This is a genomic window from Bradyrhizobium sp. B120 (assembly GCF_049075665.1).
Lineage (GTDB): Bacteria > Pseudomonadota > Alphaproteobacteria > Rhizobiales > Xanthobacteraceae > Bradyrhizobium.
In genome coordinates, this window is record NZ_CP185242.1 from 7,985,738 (window position 1) to 8,004,397 (window position 18,660).

Below are 18,660 nucleotides of genomic sequence, written 5' to 3' on the forward strand. Positions count from 1 at the left end.
CGTCGCTATCGCTCCTCGCAATGACGGGGTTGATAGGTTCACACCTTCTCGCGACCGAATTGCTACTCGACGCTTTAGAACGGGTAGTAGCGGACCTGGGTCATGACGATGTGGTCGTCGGTCTTCGGCGCGCCGCCGACGCCTTGGAAGGCGAAGCGCTGGTTATAGGAATACTGCACGCCGGCCTTGATCGCCCCGTAATCGCCCTTGAAGATCGTGTCGTAGAAACCGACCGTGTATTGCCTGACCTCCGAAGTGTTGCCGTTGCAGGTCGCCGCCGGCGAGTTCTCGATGTTGCAGCCGAGATTGTTGTAAAGCGGATTGCCGTAGCCGAACGGCACCGTGCCGACATTGGAGAACGTCGCCTTGGTCTTCTCGAGGCCGGCATAGGCATAGAGATCGAGCGACGGCGTGGTGTGCCAGACCGTGCCGAGCAGGAACGCCGTGATTGGCAGCGGCTGGATCGAGCCGTCCTGGCGCACCGTCGCATCCGGGAACGGCGTCGCCGTGAAGCGGCCGAGCGCGCCGTGCGACGCCGAGCCCTGCAGCTCCAAGAGCTGCGGCACGATCTCCGCCGAGAAATGCCCGCCGAAGCTCACAGTGTTGACGTCGTGATTGGCGAAGTTGAAGCGATCGTAGAAGTCGCGATACATCGCCCAGCCCTCGACATGCAGCTTGTAGGGTCCGAGCCGCGGATCCCACGCACCCTTCACGGTGAAATCAGGCACGTGATTGAGGCTGACATTGTTGGCGTTGTTGAAGAAGCTGCCGCCCGGCCCGGTGAGGTTGACCAGGAGGTTCGGGTTGAGCACGCCCTGCGGGCCGGCCGCGGGCGTACCGACCAGCGGCGTGTTGCCGCCGAAGAACGAGGTCTGCGGGTTTTCCGCCGAGACCGCGAGCTTGAATTCGGGCCCGATGTCCTGCCAGACGCGAATGCCGGGCTGCCGCGCCGCAAGGAAGCCGGGCACCGATTCGAAATCGATCACGCCGGGCGCATCGACCCCGCGCGGATCGATGCCGGACTTGCTCGGCGCATTCAGCGACCAGCTCTGACCGGCAAGCACATGCAGGCCGAGATCGGTGCGGCTGACCTCGACGCTGGCCTGACGCAGCCGCGGGTTGAACGAGTTGGTGGCGACCGAGTTCGCGGTCTGCGCCGCGCCTTCGAAATCCATTTCGCCGTAGCCGGCGACGCGGGTGTTGGCGAAGACTTCGGCTTCGGCAAGCACCGAGAAGCGGGTCTGCCGCGCCGAGAAGCGCGACTCGCCGGTGTTGAAGTTCTTGCTCTGCGGGAACGGAATGAAGGCGTAGACCGAGCCGGTGTCGGAGGCAAGATTGCGGGTGCGATAGATGCCGGTGAGATCGACCCAGCCGCCGAAGGTGAAGGTGACGCCCTTGTAGCAAAGCTTGCCCGATGCGCAGGGATCGAACGGCACCGGCGCCTTGGCCGCCATGTGCGTGTTCTGCATTGCGCTCTGTCTTGCCGCCAGCGCCTCCTCCTTGCGCGCCTGCACTTCCATTTTCTGTTCGAGCTGCTTGAGGCGTGCCTTCAACGCCTTCAGCTCCGACGCATCGTCGTCCGCCAACGCTGGACCTGCCGACAACAGCACGCTGCCGAGCAGAATCCCCCCGAGAATTCGCATCGCTTCCTCCACACGAGGTTGTTTCCTCAGGCGAGAGAGAGCGGTATTCGGGGACTGATATTCGCGGCGGCCCGCAATATTCCGGTCACGTTTTTCTCATCGCGGCCGCGGGAATGTTTTGCCGCGACGGACGATCTCGCGCGCGAGGGATTAAGGAGTCCGCGCAGTGCGGAGGGTGGATTTTGCGCAGCACAATTCGCCTCTCAGCCGGCGGCGCGCGATCGCGGACGTGTAACAACACCGGTCACGAGACCGAATTGTCGTTCGGCACCCGTTTCAGGCTGCCATGGACATGCGATGGACGAAGGACAGCAAGATGATCGGTGAAGTCATTGTGGTCGGTGACCTGAAGTTACGGGATGGCGCCTCGCTCGAGGAGTACAACCGGCTGGGCGAGCGCATGTACGAAATCGTCAGCCGCCTTCCGGGATTCCTGTCGGTGAAATCGTTCAAGGCGGCAGATGGCGAGGAGCTCACCCTGTTTCGCTTTGCCTCGGAAGAAGCGCTCGAAGCCTGGCGCCATCATCCGGACCACGTCGAAACCATGCAGCGCGGACATGCCGAATTCTACGCCAGCGGCTTCCTGCAGATCTGCAAGGTGATCCGCGAAGTCGGCCCGTTTGAGCATTCCTGACGATGCCCAGGTGCGTAGGCCGGATTAGCACAGCGCAATCCGCCATGTTTGGTTGGCTTGCTAGGGCGGGTTACGGCTTCGCCTAACCCGCCCTACTCGAGCTGCGCCGCTCAGAACAGCGGCGGAATCTGCGCGACTTTCAGCGGACCCAAAAACACCGCGCCGTCGGTGAAGCGCAGCGGGAAGCTGCGCGCCTTCTTGCCTTCGAGCGTCGCCTCGGTGCCGAGCGAATTGATGCCGGCGGAGATGCCGGCATTGGCGTTCTGCTTGATCACCTTGCCGAGGCCGGGGATCGCGCGGTCCAGCGCGCCGAACAGATTGCTGAGGTCCTGGCTCTTCACGCCCGGTGCGACGCGATCGAGCGTGGACTGCGGCACGCCCTCCTCGAGCATCTTGTCGATGCCGAGAGCAGGGATGACGCGCTCGAGGCCGGCGACCGTCATCTGCAACTCGCCCTCGATGCGGCCTTGCGCGTTGAGGCGGAGCGTGCCGGCCGCGACCGAAAGGACGTCGCCCTGCTCGATCCGCGACTGCTGGATCTCGACGCTGCCGCCGGCCGCCTGGATCTCGCGGAAGCGATCCGGCCACGGCTTCGGCGAGAAATCCTTCAGGCCATTCAGCCGCGCGTGGATGTCGGCGTTGAACGGCTGGGTGAGCAGCGGATGCACGTCCTGCAGGGTGCCGCCGGCGATCTGCAGCACGGTCTCGATCGCGGGGCTGTCCGGCGCCGAGCCTTCGACCTGCCTGCCGTGCAGCTCGATGTGGTTGACGCGCATCAGCGGCGTCGGCGCGGGACCGCCGGTGCGGTCGATGGCGAGATTGTCGAACACCAGCGAGGCGCGCTGCGGCACCGCCGGCAGGCCGACCACGCTGCTGCGGCCGAGACTCCAGTTCACCGACAGTGTCGGCTGCGCGTTGCGCTCGGCGATCGTGGCCGGGCCCTTGAACTCCGCGATCACAAGCTTGGGATCATAGATCTGCGCCACGACCAGGATCTCGACCAGCCGTGCCACGAACGACATTTGCGGCGAGGCGGTCTGCGACACCAGCATCACGCTGGGCTGCTCGCAGCGGATTTCGAGCCGGAACGGGTAACCCGCCACCGAGCGCTTGTCGCAATCATAGACCCGGCCGGCCTTGGCCTCCTGCGCGCGCCAGGCATCGGCCTGCACGCCGACCTGCGAGGCGGCGAAGAACCAGAAGCCGCTCCACAGCACCGCGGCGATCAGGACCACGACAGGGACGGCATAGAGGCCGAAGCGCGAGCGACGGCGGGGAGCTGAGTTCAAATCGGACATGCGGCGTCCTTTGGCGGGCGAATTTGTCAAAATCGAAGCGGCAGCAAGCCGCGGGCAACCCTTACACATCGCCTGCGCAATCCTCGCGCAACCTTTGCGTAACCCTCAGGTAACCCTTGGAAACATCACGGAATCTGCTTCGCTTCGACGGCGTGTTCTGCTAGCCCATCTGCGCGATGTCAGCAAATCCTCCCGATTCCGAAACCGACGGCGACCTCTGGGTGTTCGGCTACGGCTCGCTGATGTGGAAGCCGGGCTTCGAGTTCCTGGAGCAGGTGCCGGCACGGCTGATCGGCGAGCACCGCGCGCTCTGCGTCTATTCGTTCGACCACCGCGGCACGCCGGAGAAGCCGGGCCTGGTGCTCGGGCTCGACCGCGGCGGCGCTTGCCGCGGCATCGCGTTCCGCGTCGCCGCCCGCCTGCGCCACGACACCATCGCCTATTTGCGGGCGCGCGAGCAGACCACCAACGTCTATCGCGAGGTGATGCGCTCGGTGTGGCTGGAGAACGCGGCGCGCGAGCGCGTCAGTGCGCTGGCCTATGTGGTCGATCGCGGCCATGTGCAATATGCCGGACGGCTGTCGCTCTCCGAGCAACTGCGGCTGGTGCAGCAGGGCCATGGCCGCTCCGGCAACAACCGCGACTATGTGCTCTCGACCGTCGCGGCGGTCGAGAAGCAGGGCTTTCGCGACACCCAACTGCACCAGCTCGCGACGATGCTGCATGATTCCGGCCCGCTGCATCGCGATGCACGTGCGGCGGGCGGGCTCGACCAGGCCTGAGTGCGGCCGCGCTATTGGCGTCGATCTCGCGCATTGAGGAACCGGTTCGCGGAATTTTGCCACGGCGCGAACAACATTGTGGTTTCAATTTCCGGTCGCTGGAATGGAACGACTGGAATGCGCCCCTCATTGCCCAAGCTCGCCGCACTCGGCCTGCTGTTGCTGCTGAACTCACCGTCGTATGCGGGTCTGAGAGAGGATGGCGCGGCGTGCGACGCCAAGGATCCGCGCCCGGAGTTCGCGATCCCCGCCTGCACCCGCCTGATCGCGGCCAATCCCAGGGGACGCGACCTTTCGATCACCTATTACAACCGGGCGCTGGCCTGGCATAACAAGGGCGAGCTGGCAAAAGCCAAATCGGATTACGATCAGTCGATCGCGATCAATCCGTCGTTTGCGCCCTCCTACGGCCAGCGGGCCAAGATCTATCTACAGAACCAGGCCTATGATCGTGCACTGAGCGACTTCGATCAGGCGATCCGGCTCAAGCCGGCCGGTCCGTTCAGCGCCGGCTGGTTCAACAATCGCGCCGAGCTGTTCGTTGCCACCGGGGACTATGATCGCGCGCTGGCCGATTACGGCAAGTCCATCGAACTCGATCCCAACTCGTGGTACGCCTATGTCAATCGCGCGCTGGTCTATGATTTCAGCGGCAAGGACCGGCTCGCGGCGCTGCATTGCCAGGATGCGATCAAGCTCGCGCCGCGCGCAGCCGGCCCCTATTATTGCCGGGCCGTGGTCGAGATCAGCGCCGGCGATCTCGACAATGCGGCGCGCGATATCGAACGCGCGATCGGCATCCAGGATGGGCAAGCCGAGTTCTACTCGCTGCGCGGCCTGACGCTCGCCAGCAGAGGCGAGTCCGACCAGGCCATGCGCGACTACGACCACGCCACGCAACTCAATGCACAGGGCGCGCTGAATTACGCACGGCGCGGCCTCACCGACGAGAAGAAGGGCGATATCGACGCCGCGCGCGCCGACTTCCAGCATGCGCTCGATGTCATCGGCCTCGATCAGCTCGACCGCACCCAGGGCCAGCGCGTCGCCAGGGAAGGTTTGCGCCGGCTGGATCAGGTCGCCGCCACGGACAAGAGCGTCGTCGCCGATCACGCCGCGGCCAAACCTGACCCGGCCAATCCTGCCCCCGCGCTCGCCGCGGCCGTTCCAGTCGCGCCGATCGGCGCAGGCCCGAAGGCAACGACAACCGAACGGCGCATCGCTCTCGTCGTGGGCAACTCGAAATATCGCTCCGTCCCGGTGCTGCCAAACCCCGGCCAGGACGCTGCGGCGATTGCCGACACGCTGCGCGCGGTGGGCTTTCAGGATGTCCGCCTCGTCACCGATGCCACGCGCGACAGCCTGGTCGAAGCCCTCAAATCATTCGCCAACGCGGCCGACGGCGCCGACTGGGCCGTGATCTACTATGCCGGGCACGGCATGGAGATGGCGGGCGAGAACTATCTGGTGCCGGTCGACGCCAAACTCGCGACCGACCGCGACGTGTCGTTCGAGGCCGTCGCCCTGACCCAGGTGATGGGCGCCACCGAAGGGGCGCGCAAGCTGCACCTCGTCATCCTCGATGCCTGCCGCGACAATCCGTTCGCCAACCAGATCAAGCGCACTGTCGCATCACGCTCGATCGGCAGGGGATTGGCCCAGGTCGAGCCCGACAGCGGCACGCTCGTGGTCTACGCCGCCAAACACGGCCAGGTCGCGCTCGACGGCGACGGCGGTCACAGCCCGTTCGTGACCGCCCTGATCAAGCGCATGCAGACCCCTCGGATCGAGATCCGCAAGCTGTTCGACCTGGTGCGCGACGACGTCATGGCGGCGACGGATCGGCGCCAGCAGCCCTTCAGCTACGGTTCGGTCCCGGGAGCTGAGGATTTCTACTTTGTCAGCGCGAGCCAGAATGCGGCGAAGTAATCCGTGTCCGCGCGGTCGAGAGCGATGCGATCGGGAATATGGCCGCGGTCTGGCATTTGTTACGGCCAGACAAATCGCTGCGGCTGGATGGCGGCAGCCTGTGACATTTAGGCTTTTGCATCGCGGCGCCGACAGATAGAAGCTGATCCGCGAACATCGACATTGATGCAATGAACCTCTCCGCCCCCTTTATCCGCCGGCCGGTCGGCACCACGCTGCTGTCTCTTGGACTGGTGGTGGCGGGCATCATTGCGTTCTTCAAGCTGCCGGTGTCGCCGCTGCCCGACGTCGACATCCCGACCATCATGGTGCAGGCGACCCTGCCCGGCGCCAGCCCGGCCGACGTCGCTTCCACTGTGGCGAGCCCCTTGGAACGTCATCTCGGCCAGATCGCCAGCGTCACCGAAATGACGTCGACGTCCTCGCTCGGATCCGCCCGCATCACGCTGCAATTCGACATCGACCGCGACATCAACGGCGCCGCGCGCGACGTGCAGGCGGCGATCAACGCCGCGCGCGCCGACCTGCCGACCAACCTCCGCGCCAACCCCACCTACCGCAAGTTCAACCCGGCCTCGGCGCCGATCCTGATCTACACCCTGACCTCGGACACGCTGACGCCGGCCGAGCTCTATGACGCCGCCTCGACCGTGCTGGCCCAGAAGCTGTCGCAGGTCGAGGGCGTCGGCGAAGTCTCGGTCGGCGGCGGCTCGCTGCCCGCGGTGCGCGTCGAGCTGATCCCGCCGGCGCTCTTCAAATACGGCATCGGGCTCGAGGACGTCCGCGCCGCGCTGTCGAGCGCCAATGCGCACAGCCCGAAGGGCGGCATCGACGTCGGCGACCAGCGCTACCAGATCTACGCCAACGACCAGGCCCGGAAGGCGGCCGACTACAAGCCGCTCGTCGTCGCCTACCGCAATGGCGCGGCGGTGCGCCTGACCGATGTCGGCGACGTCATCGATTCCGTGGAGAATGTGCGCACGCTCGGCCTGTCCAACGGCAAGCCGGCCGTCGTGATGATCGTGTACCGGCAATCGGGCGCCAACATCATCAAGATGGTCGACAGCGTGAAAGGGCTGATACCGCAGCTCAAGGCCTCGGTTTCGCCCGCGATCGACATCACGCTGGCGATGGACCGCTCGAAGACGATCCGGGCCTCGCTGCACGACGTCGAGATCACACTCCTCATCGCCGTCGCCCTGGTGATTCTGGTCGTGTTCGCCTTCCTGCGCAACGCCCGCGCCACGCTGGTGCCTGTGGTGGCGGTCGGCGTGTCGCTGATTGCGACCTTCGCCGTGATGTATTTGCTGGGCTACACGCTCGACATCTTCTCGCTGATGGCGCTGACGGTGGCGACCGGTTTCGTGGTCGACGACGCCATCGTGGTGCTGGAGAACATCGCCCGTCACCTGGATGCCGGGATGTCGCGGCTGGAGGCGACGCTGGTCGGCACCCGCGAGGTCGGCTTCACCGTGCTGTCGATGAGCGTGTCGCTGATCGCGGTGTTCGTGCCGATCCTGCTGATGGGCGGCCTGGTCGGCCGCCTGTTCCGCGAATTCGCCATGACCATCACCATCGCGATCGTGATCTCACTGGTGGTCTCGCTGACGACGACGCCGATGATGTGCGCGGTGCTGCTGCGCAGGGAGGAAGGCCAGCCGCATGGCTGGATCTACCGGATCAACGAGCGCGCCTTCGAGCTGATGCTGAGCGGCTACCGCGCGACACTCGGCCTCGCGCTGCGGCATCCGCTGCTGGTGATGCTGATCCTGGGCTGCACGCTCTATCTGAACGTCCATCTCTACACGGTGGTGCCCAAGGGCTTCGTTCCGCAACAGGATACCGGGCTTTTGATCGGCTCGATCCAGGCCGACCAGAGCACCTCGTTCCAGCTGATGCAGCAGAAGCTGACCCAGTTCATCGACATCGTGAAGTCAGATCCGGCGGTCGATACCGCGGTCGGCTTCACCGGTGGCGGCGGCGTCGGCCCGGGCGGCACCAACACCGGCACCGTGTTCGCCTCGCTGAAGCCAATGGACGAACGCAAGCTGCGCGCCGACAAGGTGATCGAGCGGCTGCGCGATCCCTTGGCGAAGGTGGCGGGCGCCACCCTGTTCCTGCAATCGATCGGCGATCTCGGCGCCGGCGGGCGCTCGGGCAACGCGGCCTATCAATACACGCTGAAGGGCTCGACCTTCGAGGAGCTGAACGAGTGGACGCCGAAACTAGTCGCGGCGCTGCAGAAGGAGCCGACGCTCGCCGACGTCAACACCGACCAGCAGAACAAGGCGCTGCAAGCCAATCTGGTGATCGATCGCGACGCCGCCTCGCGGCTCGGGATCACGGTCAGCCAGCTCGACAACACGCTCTATGACGCGTTCGGACAGCGCCAGGTCTCGACCATCTTCGTCGCGCGCAACCAGTATCATGTGATCATGGAGGTCGCGCCGCGCTTCTCGCAGGACCCGCAGACCCTGAAGGAGGTCTACATCTCGACCTCGGGCGGATCGGCGACCGGCACGCAGAGCACCAATGCGGTGGCCGGCACGGTTGCCTCGTCGTCGCAGAAGAGCTCGATCAGCTCGGTCGCCGCCAATGTGGTGCGCAATCAGGCGACCAACTCGATCGGCGCCACCGGCAAGGGCGTCGCCTCGACCGGAACCGCGGTCTCGACCAGCGCGGAGACGATGATCCCGCTGTCGAGCGTCGCGCGCTTCGAGCACGGCGAGACGCCGCTTGCGGTCAACCACCAGGATTTGCTGGTCGCCAGCACCATCTCGTTCAATTTGCCGCCGGGCGTCTCGCTCAGCACCGCGACCACCACGATCGAAAACGCGATGCACACGCTCGGCATGCCGGCGGGCATTTCCGGCGGGTTCGCGGGCTCCGCAAAAATCTTCCAGCAGGCGCTGGCGAACGAGCTGTTTTTGATTCTCGCGGCACTTGCGACGATCTACATCTCGCTCGGCATGCTCTACGAGAGCTACGTCCACCCGCTGACCATCCTCTCGACTTTGCCCTCGGCCGGCGTCGGCGCGGTGGCGGCGCTGATGCTGTCGCACACCGATTTCGACATCATCGGCATGATCGGGGTGATCCTCCTGGTCGGCATCGTGAAGAAGAACGCCATCATGATGATCGACTTCGCGCTCGACGCCGAGCGCCAGCGCGGGCTGTCGTCACGCGATGCGATCTACGAGGCCTGCCTGATGCGCTTCCGCCCGATCATGATGACGACGCTCGCCGCGTTGTTCGGCGCGGTGCCGCTGATGATCGGCCTCGGCGAAGGTAGCGAGCTGCGCCAGCCGCTCGGCATCGCGATCTTCGGCGGCCTGATCCTGAGCCAGATCCTGACGCTCTACACCACGCCGGTGGTCTATCTCTATCTCGACCGCGCGAGGCTGTGGGTCCAGCGCCGCCGCGCCGCGCGCCGTGCACGGCGGGCCGCGGCACGCGCGTCCTGACCAGGCCGTATACTCACAAATCCGAAGCGTGTGTGCGGGGTAGCGAGGTCCGCGTTACCCCGAACAGCAGACGTCGGCGATGCCTTCGAATCATGCTTTGCGGCCGTTGGCATCGATCGACAGCGCCTGGGCAATGAATTTGTGCGTCGGGGTCGGTACGCCGAGCTTCTCACCCATGCGCACCAAGGTGCCCGAGAAATAGTCGATCTCGAGCGGCCTGCCGGCTCGCCGGTCGACCAGCATGGACGTGATCATTTCGCGGGGATTGGCGTCGGCGGCCTTCATGATCGTCTCGAAATCGGTGGGCTTGAACGGCACGCCGGCTGCGAGGCCGACGGCGATCACCTCGCGCACGGCATCCTCGAACAGAGCGCGGGTGCCGGGCGTCTCGCGCATCGGTCCGTAAGAGGCATTCGTCAACGTCATCATGCCCGAACTCGGAGCCAGTGATGCGAACTTCATCCAGACATTGTAGCGGATCTCTGGTGTGAGCACGGCATCGAGGCCGGCCTCCTTGCACATGTGCTGGAAGGCCTCGAGGTGCGGATTCGCTCGCCCATCCGGCTCGCCGAACTCGATGCGGCCGGGTTGCGCCTTGTGCTCGATCACGCCAGGCCGCGCGATGTGGCTCGAGATGCGCACCACGCCCGGCACCACGTGCGCACGCGGCAGGTACGCCCTGATCAGGTCCGGCCCCTCGATGCCGTTCTGCAGCGAGATGATCGTGGTGCCGTCCCGAACCGCGGCCTGCAACGCTTTCGCCGCGCGCTCGGTATCGCCGAGCTTGGTTGCAAAAAGCACCATCTCCGGCGGCTCGGCATCAGCGGGATCGCCGACGGCCTTCGCCGGCTTCACAGTGTGATTGCCGCTGATACCAATGATCTGCAGTCCATCACGGCGCATTGCGTCGAGATGCGCTCCGCGCGCGACGAACGTGACGTCCTGCCCCGCGGCCGCTAAACGCCCACCGTAATAGCCGCCAATGCCGCCGGTACCCATGACCAGAACTTTCATGGTCTCTCCTCGCCAAGCCGCGAACGGCAGAGAGTGCCGATCGGCAACATTCCTGCCACTCGCCTCTGGCTTGAACGCTTGAACATCATGTCACGCGACCACGGCATCGCCTCGCCTTGTTGAGGCGATGCGATGCCGTGTTTGCGGACCATCAGGGTCACTCATGTGGCCTAGGCGACGACCAGATCGGGCACCAAGAGCTTGCCTTTGGTCTCGGGTCCGTAGAAAGCCGCCGCGGTCCAGGCGAGGCAACCGATCCACGTGCCGACAATCATCGGCAAAGCCAATCCTGTGCCGTAACGTTCAGCGACGAAGGTCAGCACCAGTGGCACGAAGCCGCCGAAGATGGCCCCCTGGTGGTAGCAGAACGCAGCTGCGGTCGCCCGAATCTCGGTCGGGAAACGCTTGTTCAAGTAGGGCACCATCTGCCCATGCATCCCGCCGCCGGCGCACATTCCCTGCGCGATGAAACCCAACGCGATCCATAGAAAATCGGAGGAGAGCAGGTAAAGCGGTGCGAGCGGCAGAGCGATCAGCGCTGGAATAATGATCGCCGCGCGCCGGCCAAAGCGGTCGGACCACCAACCCCAGCCGCACGTCGAGAGGAACAAGCCGAGATTGGCGAAGAAGATCGGGGTCGCGACCTGCCCTGGGGAGAGGTGCAGCTCCTTCTGCAGATACGTCGCGAACAGCGCGTTGACGGAGTAATAGGCGACAAAGCCGCCGGCGAGCCAAACGCAGGCTGTCAACGTGTTGGCCAGAACACCAGGTTTGAAGATGGAGATAAGGGGGGCACGAACCTCGCGTTGCTCGACGCGCTGGAGGCGCCGGTTCTCGAGCCAAACGGGCGGCTCCTTGACGTACTTGCGGACGTAGAAAACCGAAAGCGCCGGGAGGACCCCGACCCACAGCATGCCGCGCCAGCCGATATAGCTGTAGAACAGGCCATAGATCGCGCTCGACAGCATGAAGCCGAGGCCCCATGAGCCTTGCAGGACGCCGCCCATCAAGCCGCGCGAGCGTACCGGCCAGGTCTCCATCGCCAATGCCGCGCCGGCCGGCCATTCGCCGCCCATGCCGATGCCAAGCAGCGCGCGGAAAATGAAGAGATAGGTGAAGGTTGGCGAAAAGCCGGCGGCGAAATTGCTCAGCGAATACCACAGGATCGAGATCATCAACGGGATCTTGCGACCGACACGGTCAGCGAGCCAACCCGATCCCACCGCGCCGACCAGCCTGAGCCACAATGTCACGGACAACACGAACGCGACTTCAGTCAACGGAACGTGGAATTCCTGCGAGATGGGCACCATGATCAGCAGAAACATCGTGAAGTCGAACGCGTCGAGGGTCCAGCCGAGCCAGGCCGCGACCCACGCCAGCCATTGATCCTTGGTAGGCTCTTTCCACCAGGGGATTTGCGAAGAGGAATTGATTTCCAAAGAGGAATTAAGGGTGCCAGCCATGGGATGCTCCGTTTGTTGGCTTCCCGGTTGCTCGAAAAGGAATTGCTGCCGCTGGGAACGCGGCATACGAACGAAGAAGGATGAAAATCTGAGTGGAGAGCCAAAAGAGACGGCAATCTCCCGAGAGATCATGCCTGCCGACAGCAGCAACCCTGCGCAGCGAATGAACGGGGAATTCGGCACGTCCCCGCTATGAGCGTCAGACAAGCGGGCAGCTTACCTCTCACCGACGGGTGCGGCAAAGAGTAAGGAATACTGTCACCTTTCCAATGCCGCAGATCCTTCGCTTCGGTGCGCCATTTCTGACGGGTCCGTGCGCCTTCCAACTGCTGCCAGACCATGCGCCGCAAGCTGGCGAAATGTACCATGGCGCTCGGCGCCATCATCGCAGCCGAGCTTGCCGCGCCGCACGGCTGATGCCGGCCCACACTGCCTGCAACCCATTCCCGCTGCTGCGTTATGACGGCGTCGCGCAATGCGTGATAGCGTTTCGCCCAACCAGCCCCATCGCCTTGCGGGAGGATCTCATGAAGACCTATCAGCTCTACATCAACGGCCAGTATGTCGACCCCGCCAATGGCGAGTGGTTCGACAGCATCGATCCCTATCGCGGCGAGGCCTGGGCCAGGATCCCGCGCGGCTCGGCGGCCGATGCCGACAAGGCGGTGAAATCAGCCAATGAGGCGATGTGGCGCGGCCCGTGGGCGAAGATGACGGCGTCCGCGCGCGGCAAGGTGATGCGCAAGCTCGGCGACCTCGTCGCGGCCAATGCCGAGCGCCTCGCCGAGATCGAGGTGCGCGACAACGGCAAGCTGATGGCCGAGATGCTGGGCCAGCTGCGCTACCATCCGGAGTGGTGGTGGTATTTCGGCGGCCTCGTCGACAAGCTCGAGGGCGGCCTGGTGCCGATCGACAAGGCTGACACCTTCGCCTACACGACGCATGAGCCGGTCGGCGTCGTCGCGGCGCTGACCGCCTGGAATTCGCCGCTGCTGTTCGTCGCCTGGAAATGCGCCGCCGCGCTCGCCGCCGGCTGCGCCGTGGTCGTCAAGCCCTCGGAGTTCACCTCGGCCAGCACGCTGGAATTCGCAGCGCTGACCAAGGAGGCCGGAATTCCCGACGGCATCTTCAACGTGGTCACCGGCTTCGGGCCCGAGGCAGGCGCCGCACTGATCTCGCATCCCGGCGTCGCCAAGATCACCTTCACCGGATCGGACACGACAGGTGCAAAGGTCTATGAGACCGCGGCCAAGAGCCTGAAGCGGGTCTCGCTCGAGCTCGGCGGCAAGTCGCCGAACATCGTGTTCGAGGATGCCGACCTGACGGCGGCGGCGGCCGGCGCGATCTCCGGCATCTTCGCCGCCACCGGCCAGACCTGCATCGCCGGTTCGCGCCTTTTGGTGCAGAGCTCGATCAAGGAGAAGTTCGTCGCGCGCGTGCTGGAGCTGGCGAAATCCGCCAAGATCGGCGATCCCATGCAAGCCGACACCAATGTCGGCCCGATCACGACGCCGGCGCAGTACAAGAAGGTGCTCGACTACATCGATATCGCGAAAGCCGAAGGCGCGCGCTGCCTGCTCGGCGGCAAGCCGGCCACAGGCGACGGCATCAAGGGCGGCCAGTTCGTCGAGCCGACCATCTTCACCGATGTCGACAACAGCATGCGGATCGCCCGCGAGGAGGTGTTCGGCCCGGTGTTGTCGATCATCTCCTTCGACACCGAGGACGACGCCATCCGGATCGCCAACGACACCATCTACGGCCTTGCCGCCGGCATCTGGACCAAGGATCTGGCGCGCGCCATCCGCGTGCCGAAGCAGCTGCGCGCCGGCACCGTGTGGGTGAACACCTACCGCGCGATCAGCTACATGATGCCGTTCGGCGGCATGAAGTTCTCCGGCGTCGGCCGCGAAAGCGGCATCGACGCGGTGCGCGAATATCAGGAGACCAAGAGCGTCTGGATCTCGACCGCGACGGACGTGCCGGCGAATCCGTTCGTGATGCGGTGACTTCTCCGCCTACCCTTTCGGGCTAGGCACACCGCCGAACAATTTCGCCTGCTCGGCGCGGCCGGCGTCGACGATGCGGGTGGTGGCGGTTTCGATCGCCTCGCGCAGGCGGGTCATGAACTCGTCGCGCGGCAGGCCCGGCGGCAATGGATCGAGGAATTCGACCACCAGCGTGCCGGGATAGCGCATGAAGGTGCGGCGCGGCCAGAACAGGCCGGAATTGAGCGCGATCGGCAGGCACGGCACGCCGCTCTCGGCATAGATCTGCGCGACGCCGGCCTTGTAGTTCGGCGCAGCGCCGGGCGCGGTGCGGGTGCCCTCCGGAAAGATCACAAGCTGCCGGCCGAGCTTCACTTCGGCTGCCGCACGCTTCAGCGTCTTGATCAGCGAGCGCGGGCCGCCGCCGCGCTCGACCGAGATCATGCCGACCTTCTTCAGGTACCAGCCGAACACCGGGATCATCATCAGCTCGCGCTTGAGGATGAACAGCGGATGCTCGAAGAAGCGCACCAGCGCGAACGTCTCCCAGAACGACTGGTGCTTGGAGGCGACGATCAGCGGCCCCGTCGGAATCTTCTCGACGCCGCGGAACTCGATCCGGATGTTGCAGATCACGCGCATCAGGAACAGGCTGGCGTTGGCCCACGCGGCCTCGATCGCCATCATCGCGGCGCGCGGCAGCAGCAGCGCCGGCAGCGCGACGATGCAGAGCAGCACCAGCACCAGGTAGAACAGTACGTTGAAGATCAGCGAGCGCAGGAAAATCATTTCAGTCCTTGTTTGAGCATGATCTCCGCGCAAACGCGTTCCGCGCTTGTCGCGAAGGAAAACCGCTCCGCACCTTTCCGGATCATGCCTAGTCCCTGTCCGCCTGCGCCGTTGCCGGGCGGCGTGGCGCGACTGCCGGCTCGGCAAGATCGGAGGTCAGGTCGAGGCCGATATCGGCCAGCCGCACCCGCATCTCCGCAGCGACATATTTGGCGTATTCCGATAGCAAGAGACGGAACGTTCCGCCACTCGTCCACCACGGCTCGTCGCGCCATTTGTCGCCGACCACCGCGAACGGGATCAGCGTGACATCCGGCATCGCATGTGACAGTTCCACGATCGCGCGGGGCATGTGGTAATTCGAGGTCACCACGATCAGCGACTTGAAGCCGCGCTCGTGCGCCCAGCGCCGCGTCTCCGCCGCATTGCTGCGGGTGTTCACCGCCGAGCGGTCGAGATCGACGCAGCACCGCATCAGCCCCTGGCTGTCCGGAACCGAGCGCGAAATGTCATTGGCGTCGTTGGTCGGATGCACGCCGGAGATCAAGAGGCGCTTGCCGTAGCCCGCCGCCAACAGCTCCATGGCGTCGGACACCCGCGACGAGCCGCCGGTCAGCACCACGATGCCGTCGGCATTGTGTGGCGGGTCGGTCTCGACGCCGCGCAATTGCGACAGGAAGCCGATGAAGCCGACCGCAGCGGCAACGAAGGCAAGCGCCAGCGGCACGACGATGACGACGCGCAGCCAGCCGCGCGCCTGCGCGGCATGGCCTTTCGGCGACGTATCGTCGGGCTGCAAACTCATGTGATGCTGATATCCTTCCCCCCGGGGATTTTAGAGCATGATCCGGAAAAGTGGAAACCGGTTTTGCCCGGCCAGGGCCGTGCCGATCCGCGCGAAATCACACCCGGGCGACGAAACGCGATCACGAAACCGGCCCCATGATTGCGACGCCGCGGGCCGTCAGTCGATGTCGTCGAGCGTGGCGAACAGGGTGCGCCGCGACGCCCATGCGGTGATCGCTGCGATCAGCACCGCCTGCAACGCCAGGACGAGGTAACCCGACGGACGCAGCGAGAACGTGCCGAGCAGGGCCGCGAACTGGTCGCCCACCGGCGTGCCCGAGAACCAGTTGGCGATCGACTCGGAGAAGCCGAACGCCAGCATCGCCGCGCCGCCGCCGATCAGCCCGCCCTCGAGACCGAGCCGGAGGAAATGCCGCAGGAAGCGGTTGGCGATGAAGCTGTCGCCGGCGCCGACGAAATGCAGCACCTCGACGATCGGACGGTTGGACGCCATCGCGCCGCGGGTCGCGAACGATACCGAGATGATGGTGGCGATGATCACGAGGATCAGGATGCCGACGCCGGCAAACACCGTGGCGCCGGTCATCGAGCGCATGCGCTCGATCCAGGCGCGGTGATCGTCGACGCTGGCGGTCGGCGCTGCCTGCGTCACCCGCGCACGCAGCGCGGCGAGATCGAGCGTGGTGCCGGGCTGCACCCGCGCCACGATCACGCGCGGCACCGGCAGTTCGTCGATCGAAAGCCCGCTGCCGAGCCAGGGCTCCAGCAGCTTGGCGGATTCCTCCTTGCTGAACGGACGGACCTCGAGAATGCCGGGCTGCGCCCGCATCGCCTCTACCGCTGCCTGCGCGTCGCGGTCGAGGTCGCGGCCCGGCGCGGGGCGCACCTGGATGGTGATCTCGCTAGACACTTCGGACTGCCATTCGGCCGCCGATGCGCTGACCAGCAGCACGGTGCCGGTCGTCAGCGAGGCGAGGAAGGTCATGATCGCGACCACCGCGACCAGTGCGCGGCCGGAGATCGAGGCGCGCGGCACGATCGGCGACATGTTGCGCGCGGTGGCCGGGACCTGCGGGCGCTCGCGCCCGAGATCGACCAACGACACTTTCTCGTCGCCGCTCCTACTCATAGATGTGCAGCCGTCCCTGATGCAGCACCAGCCGCCGCGCCTCGTATTGATCCATCAATGTAATGTCGTGGGTCGCGATGATAACCGCGGTGCCGGATTTGTTGAGCTCGATGAACAGCCGCAACAGGCGGCGCCCGAGCGTCGGATCGACGCTGCCGGTCGGCTCGTCCGCCAGCAGCAATTGCGGCCGCGAGATCACCGCGCGCGCGATCGCCGCACGCTGCTTCTCGCCGCCCGACAGGATCGGCGGCAGCGCGTCCATGCGCTCGCCGAGGCCGACCCATTTCAAGAGGTCGATCACCTCGCGGCGATAGGTCGATTCCTCGCGGCCCATCACCCGGAACGGCAGCGCGACGTTCTCATAGGTCGTCATGTGGTCGAGCAGGCGGAAATCCTGCAGCACGATGCCGATGCGCTTGCGCAGGTCGGCGACCTGGTCCTTGCTCAGCAGGGAGACGTCCTTGCCGAACAAATTGACCAGCCCGCGGGTCGGCCGCAACGACAGGAACAATAGCCGCAGCAGCGAGGTCTTGCCGGCGCCGGACGGCCCGGTGAGGAACTGGAACGAATGCGCCGGGATCATAAAGGAAAGGTCGCGCAAAATCTCCGGGCCGAGCCCGTAGCGCAGACCGACATTTTCGAACCGAACCAATGCGCTAGCTCCGTTCGAGAGGGCCTGTGGCCCAATACCCAATACCGGCGGCCCGCCGAGCGGCCGCGAACCGCACAGAAACCTTGTGCGTCGGTTATGGTTTCCGATTCGTTAACGGTCGCTCGGTAGCATCCGGGCATACCACACGGTGGAGATTCGGCTCCATATGCATATCGTTTGCCCGCATTGTACAACATCTTACGCCATCAATCCGGCCACCCTGGGCGAGGCCGGACGCACGGTCCGTTGTTCCCGCTGCCGCGAGGTCTGGCTGGCCCGGCCGGAGGACGCGATCGGGGCGTCCGCACCCAGTTTGGCCTATGAGGCCGCGGGCTCCAATCTCGCCGCCGAATGGGAGGCGATGGGCCGCGAGGAGGCTGACACGACCCCGATGGTCGACAGCCCCTCGATTTCGGCCGATTTACCGGCCGACGAGGACGCTGCCACGGAGTGGCCGGCGGTGGCCGAGGCGGATGCCGCCGCCCATGCCGGCACCCAGGACGCCGCCGGAAGGCGCCGCTTCCGCCTGCCGCGGTTTCCCCGCCTGTTCCGCCTGCCCTCGCTGCCCCGGATACCCTTTATGCCGGTGATCGGCGCCCTGCCGACCACCTGCGCCGCGATGGGCGCGCTGATCATTGCGCTGTTCGTCTGGCGCAACGACGTCGTGCGGCTGCTGCCGCAGACCGCGCTGTTCTACAAGATGGTCGGGCTCGACGTGAACCTGCGCGGCCTCGCCTTCAAGGACCTCAAGATCACCAACGAGACCGTGGACGGCAAGCCGGTGCTGGTGATCGAGGGCATGATCGTCGGCCAGACCAGAAAGCCGGTCGAACTGCCGCGGCTGCGCTTCTCGGTCCGCGACGCGCAGGGCGCCGAGATCTATGCCTGGAACGCGGTGCTGGAGCAGCCGGTGCTCAATCCCGGCGAGCGTGCCTTCTTCAAGTCGCGCCTCGCCTCGCCGCCGCCCGAAGGCCGCAATATCGACGTACGCTTCTTCAACAAGCATGATCTCACCGGCGGCCGCGCCTGAGGCTGACGGCCACCACTTTCGGAAACCGACCATCA

The 18,660-nt window shown here is 65.3% G+C and carries 14 protein-coding genes; 6 read left to right on the forward strand and 8 right to left on the reverse strand.

Annotation, left to right across the window (positions count from 1 at the left end):
* Positions 1-74: 74 nt before the first annotated feature.
* Positions 75-1,643 carry a hypothetical protein gene (locus tag ACOIX3_RS37150; RefSeq protein ID WP_420966944.1) on the reverse strand — a complete coding sequence of 523 codons (1,569 nt, stop codon included), beginning with the start codon at positions 1,641-1,643 and terminating at the stop codon, positions 75-77.
* Between the two features lie 316 nt (positions 1,644-1,959).
* Here ACOIX3_RS37150 and ACOIX3_RS37155 point away from each other — a divergent pair, with 316 nt between their 5' ends.
* Complete coding sequence (locus ACOIX3_RS37155) at positions 1,960-2,277, forward strand: antibiotic biosynthesis monooxygenase family protein (RefSeq protein WP_420966945.1); 318 nt, start codon at positions 1,960-1,962, stop codon at positions 2,275-2,277.
* Positions 2,278-2,387: 110 nt separating this feature from the next.
* Here the strand turns inward: ACOIX3_RS37155 and ACOIX3_RS37160 are convergent, their stop codons facing one another.
* On the reverse strand, positions 2,388-3,575 hold the full coding sequence (locus tag ACOIX3_RS37160; protein WP_420966946.1) for a DUF2125 domain-containing protein: 1,188 nt from the start codon (positions 3,573-3,575) through the stop codon (positions 2,388-2,390).
* A 176-nt stretch (positions 3,576-3,751) separates the two neighbouring features.
* Between ACOIX3_RS37160 and ACOIX3_RS37165 the strand changes: the two genes are divergently transcribed.
* The 3 genes from ACOIX3_RS37165 (at position 3,752) to ACOIX3_RS37175 (ending at position 9,750) form a co-directional block, all read left to right on the forward strand.
* Positions 3,752-4,357 (forward strand): gamma-glutamylcyclotransferase, encoded by a 606-nt coding sequence (locus tag ACOIX3_RS37165; protein ID WP_420966947.1) that lies wholly within the window; start codon positions 3,752-3,754, stop codon positions 4,355-4,357.
* Positions 4,358-4,474: 117 nt separating this feature from the next.
* A complete protein-coding gene (locus ACOIX3_RS37170; RefSeq protein WP_420966948.1) occupies positions 4,475-6,286 on the forward strand; it encodes a caspase family protein in 1,812 nt (603 codons plus the stop codon).
* A 170-nt stretch (positions 6,287-6,456) separates the two neighbouring features.
* Positions 6,457-9,750 (forward strand): efflux RND transporter permease subunit, encoded by a 3,294-nt coding sequence (locus ACOIX3_RS37175; protein ID WP_420966949.1) that lies wholly within the window; start codon positions 6,457-6,459, stop codon positions 9,748-9,750.
* Positions 9,751-9,840: 90 nt separating this feature from the next.
* Here the strand turns inward: ACOIX3_RS37175 and ACOIX3_RS37180 are convergent, their stop codons facing one another.
* Both ACOIX3_RS37180 and ACOIX3_RS37185 read right to left on the reverse strand, forming a co-directional pair.
* Positions 9,841-10,764, reverse strand: coding sequence for a 2-dehydropantoate 2-reductase (locus ACOIX3_RS37180; protein ID WP_420966950.1), 924 nt, complete (start codon positions 10,762-10,764; stop codon positions 9,841-9,843).
* 170 nt (positions 10,765-10,934) lie between these two features.
* Positions 10,935-12,230: an MFS transporter gene (locus tag ACOIX3_RS37185; protein WP_420966951.1), complete on the reverse strand. Its 1,296-nt coding sequence runs from the start codon at positions 12,228-12,230 to the stop codon at positions 10,935-10,937.
* Between the two features lie 527 nt (positions 12,231-12,757).
* Between ACOIX3_RS37185 and ACOIX3_RS37190 the strand changes: the two genes are divergently transcribed.
* The gene (locus tag ACOIX3_RS37190) at positions 12,758-14,239 is read left to right on the forward strand and encodes an aldehyde dehydrogenase (RefSeq protein ID WP_420966952.1); all 1,482 of its coding nucleotides are present in this window, start codon (positions 12,758-12,760) and stop codon (positions 14,237-14,239) included.
* A gap of 9 nt (positions 14,240-14,248) precedes the next feature.
* Here the strand turns inward: ACOIX3_RS37190 and ACOIX3_RS37195 are convergent, their stop codons facing one another.
* The 4 genes from ACOIX3_RS37195 to ftsE all read right to left on the reverse strand — a co-directional run bounded on the left by ACOIX3_RS37195 (position 14,249) and on the right by ftsE (position 17,595).
* A complete protein-coding gene (locus ACOIX3_RS37195; RefSeq protein ID WP_420966953.1) occupies positions 14,249-15,007 on the reverse strand; it encodes a lysophospholipid acyltransferase family protein in 759 nt (252 codons plus the stop codon).
* Between the two features lie 88 nt (positions 15,008-15,095).
* Positions 15,096-15,812: a YdcF family protein gene (locus tag ACOIX3_RS37200; RefSeq protein ID WP_420966954.1), complete on the reverse strand. Its 717-nt coding sequence runs from the start codon at positions 15,810-15,812 to the stop codon at positions 15,096-15,098.
* 159 nt (positions 15,813-15,971) lie between these two features.
* Entirely contained in the window at positions 15,972-16,943 is a 972-nt protein-coding gene (locus tag ACOIX3_RS37205) for a cell division protein FtsX (protein WP_420966955.1), read from the reverse strand.
* Positions 16,936-17,595, reverse strand: a complete 660-nt coding sequence (gene ftsE, locus ACOIX3_RS37210) for a cell division ATP-binding protein FtsE (protein ID WP_021079468.1) — start codon at positions 17,593-17,595, stop codon at positions 16,936-16,938. The genes ACOIX3_RS37205 and ftsE overlap by 8 nt, the downstream gene beginning before the upstream one ends.
* A gap of 166 nt (positions 17,596-17,761) precedes the next feature.
* Here ftsE and ACOIX3_RS37215 point away from each other — a divergent pair, with 166 nt between their 5' ends.
* On the forward strand, positions 17,762-18,625 hold the full coding sequence (locus ACOIX3_RS37215) for an MJ0042-type zinc finger domain-containing protein (RefSeq protein WP_420966956.1): 864 nt from the start codon (positions 17,762-17,764) through the stop codon (positions 18,623-18,625).
* Positions 18,626-18,660: the final 35 nt, after the last annotated feature.

Bases quoted from the DNA above. Each gene is read 5' to 3' on its own strand.
- ACOIX3_RS37150 (WP_420966944.1), bottom strand. From the start codon at position 1,643: ATGCGAATTCTCGGGGGGATTCTGCTCGGCAGCGTGCTGTTGTCGGCA.
- ACOIX3_RS37155 (WP_420966945.1), top strand. From the start codon at position 1,960: ATGATCGGTGAAGTCATTGTGGTCGGTGACCTGAAGTTACGGGATGGC.
- ACOIX3_RS37160 (WP_420966946.1), bottom strand. From the start codon at position 3,575: ATGTCCGATTTGAACTCAGCTCCCCGCCGTCGCTCGCGCTTCGGCCTC.
- ACOIX3_RS37165 (WP_420966947.1), top strand. From the start codon at position 3,752: ATGTCAGCAAATCCTCCCGATTCCGAAACCGACGGCGACCTCTGGGTG.
- ACOIX3_RS37170 (WP_420966948.1), top strand. From the start codon at position 4,475: ATGCGCCCCTCATTGCCCAAGCTCGCCGCACTCGGCCTGCTGTTGCTG.
- ACOIX3_RS37175 (WP_420966949.1), top strand. From the start codon at position 6,457: ATGAACCTCTCCGCCCCCTTTATCCGCCGGCCGGTCGGCACCACGCTG.
- ACOIX3_RS37180 (WP_420966950.1), bottom strand. From the start codon at position 10,764: ATGAAAGTTCTGGTCATGGGTACCGGCGGCATTGGCGGCTATTACGGT.
- ACOIX3_RS37185 (WP_420966951.1), bottom strand. From the start codon at position 12,230: ATGGCTGGCACCCTTAATTCCTCTTTGGAAATCAATTCCTCTTCGCAA.
- ACOIX3_RS37190 (WP_420966952.1), top strand. From the start codon at position 12,758: ATGAAGACCTATCAGCTCTACATCAACGGCCAGTATGTCGACCCCGCC.
- ACOIX3_RS37195 (WP_420966953.1), bottom strand. From the start codon at position 15,007: ATGATTTTCCTGCGCTCGCTGATCTTCAACGTACTGTTCTACCTGGTG.
- ACOIX3_RS37200 (WP_420966954.1), bottom strand. From the start codon at position 15,812: ATGAGTTTGCAGCCCGACGATACGTCGCCGAAAGGCCATGCCGCGCAG.
- ACOIX3_RS37205 (WP_420966955.1), bottom strand. From the start codon at position 16,943: ATGAGTAGGAGCGGCGACGAGAAAGTGTCGTTGGTCGATCTCGGGCGC.
- ACOIX3_RS37215 (WP_420966956.1), top strand. From the start codon at position 17,762: ATGCATATCGTTTGCCCGCATTGTACAACATCTTACGCCATCAATCCG.